We start from the raw sequence: 1702 nt of genomic DNA, 5'->3' as shown, positions 1-1702 counted from the left end.
ACAGCTACCTCGCAGGCCTCCACCTCCGTGGCGCGATGATCTGGATCAAGGACCTCACCCGGACCCGTTGATCACGACCGAATACGCGCCCTAGTCGTCGCCGCGCAGGATCGCGATCAGGCGCAGCATCTCCATGTAGATCCAGACCAGCGACAGGGTCAGCCCGAAGGCGGCCCGCCAGGACTCGCGCTGCGGCGCGCCCTGGGCGATGGCCTCCTCGACCGCCGCGAAGTCCAGCGACAGGAAGAACGCGCCCAGGCCGATGCCGACCAGGCCGACCACGATGCCCAGCGGGCCCGATCGCAGGCCCATGTCGGCGCCGAAGGCCATCGCGATCATGTTGACCAGCATCAGCAGCACGAAGCCGATGGCGATCGCGATGCCGATCCGCTGGTAGCGCGCGGTGACCCGGATCCTGCCGCTCTTGTAGGCGAACAGCATCGCCGCGAAGACCGCCGCCGTACCGAGCACCGCCTGGAGCACGATGCCGTTCAGCATGGTGTTGAAGGCGTGTGAGACGGCACCGAGCGCGAAGCCCTGGAGAGCCGCGTACGTCAGGATCAGCGGCGGGCTGACACTGCGCTTGAAGGCGATGACCAGGTAGACGATGAAGGCGACCACCGAGGCGCCGATGGCGTAGCCGTAGTTCTCGAACGGCAGCGCGAACCAGGCCACCGCACCGCCGGCGACCAGGGTCAGCAGCGTCATGGCCGTGCGCGCGACCACGTCGTCGAGCGTCATCCGCCCGGTGGCCGCGGGGCCGGCTGACGGCCCGTTGTACATCTCGTACAGCTGCTCGTCGGTCATCGGGCCCTGCGCCTGCGGCTGCTGGGCGTAAGGGGTCCCCGCGTAGGGGTTGTTGCCGTACTGGCCCCCGGCCTGCGTGGTGGTACCGAACCCCGCGTAGCCGGGCTCGCGGGTGAAGGACCCCTCCCGCGAGAAGACCGGGTTGCTGCTTCTCATTGCACATTCCCTCCGTGGCGGCACTGCACCGCCCAGCCACCAGGGTAATGGCTTGGCAAAAATATCGGGATACGCCGCGAGGAGGATCACTGAAGGACTCCCGGCGGGGACGCCGTCGGCGCCCCCGCGAGTCGAGCGGTGCCCGGAGCCGGACTCGAACCGGCACGGCCTCGCGGCCAAGCAGTTTTAAGCTGCCCGTGTCTGCGTTCCACCATCCGGGCGTCCTGCGGACGGGCCCCTCCATCGGCCGGAGAAGAAACGCTCCACCCCCGGTGCGGGCCACCCCAGAGCCTAGTCGCCCGGCTCACCCTTTCGCATGTTCCCAGCCAGGGAAGTTGTCATGTTTCCTTGCGATCTGACGAACAGTCCGCAATTCGGCCACGAAGTGCGCGAGTTCCGGCCACCGCCCAGCGCTCAGGGTCGGCGTCATACCCCAGGAGGAGGGCGTCACCTGGCCGTACGCCCAGCGGTGGTCAGGCCAACCGTCCGGCGGAGCGACGAGAACTCATGATCACACGGCGGAGCATGGAGGTACGGCCGGGCGCCCCTGGCGGCCCGGCCGTCCAGGCGCCCAGCGCGTCTCCCGCAGCCCGCGACCACCAAGGAGCACCCCCGTGACCACGCCGACCGCAACCGCCGTCCGGACCGGCCTGGCGGCCGCCCGCGCCACCGGCCTCAACAAGGTCTACGGGGACGGGGAGACCCGCGTCGTGGCCCTCGACAACGTCAGCGTCGACTT

The 1702-nt window shown here is 69.2% G+C and carries 1 protein-coding gene and 1 tRNA gene; both read right to left on the bottom strand.

Translation table 11 applies throughout. The annotated features are described in order from the left end of the window. Positions 1 to 90: 90 nt before the first annotated feature. Positions 91 to 963, bottom strand: coding sequence for a Bax inhibitor-1/YccA family protein (locus tag ABT015_RS37885; protein WP_350887894.1), 873 nt, complete (start codon positions 961 to 963; stop codon positions 91 to 93). Between the two features lie 139 nt (positions 964 to 1102). Continuing rightward, a tRNA-Leu gene (locus ABT015_RS37880) sits at positions 1103 to 1184 on the bottom strand. Positions 1185 to 1702 lie beyond the last annotated feature (518 nt).

Source organism: Kitasatospora sp. NPDC094016 (genome assembly GCF_040304045.1).
Lineage (GTDB): Bacteria > Actinomycetota > Actinomycetes > Streptomycetales > Streptomycetaceae > Kitasatospora.
This window is presented reverse-complemented; position numbering and strand designations above follow the sequence as displayed.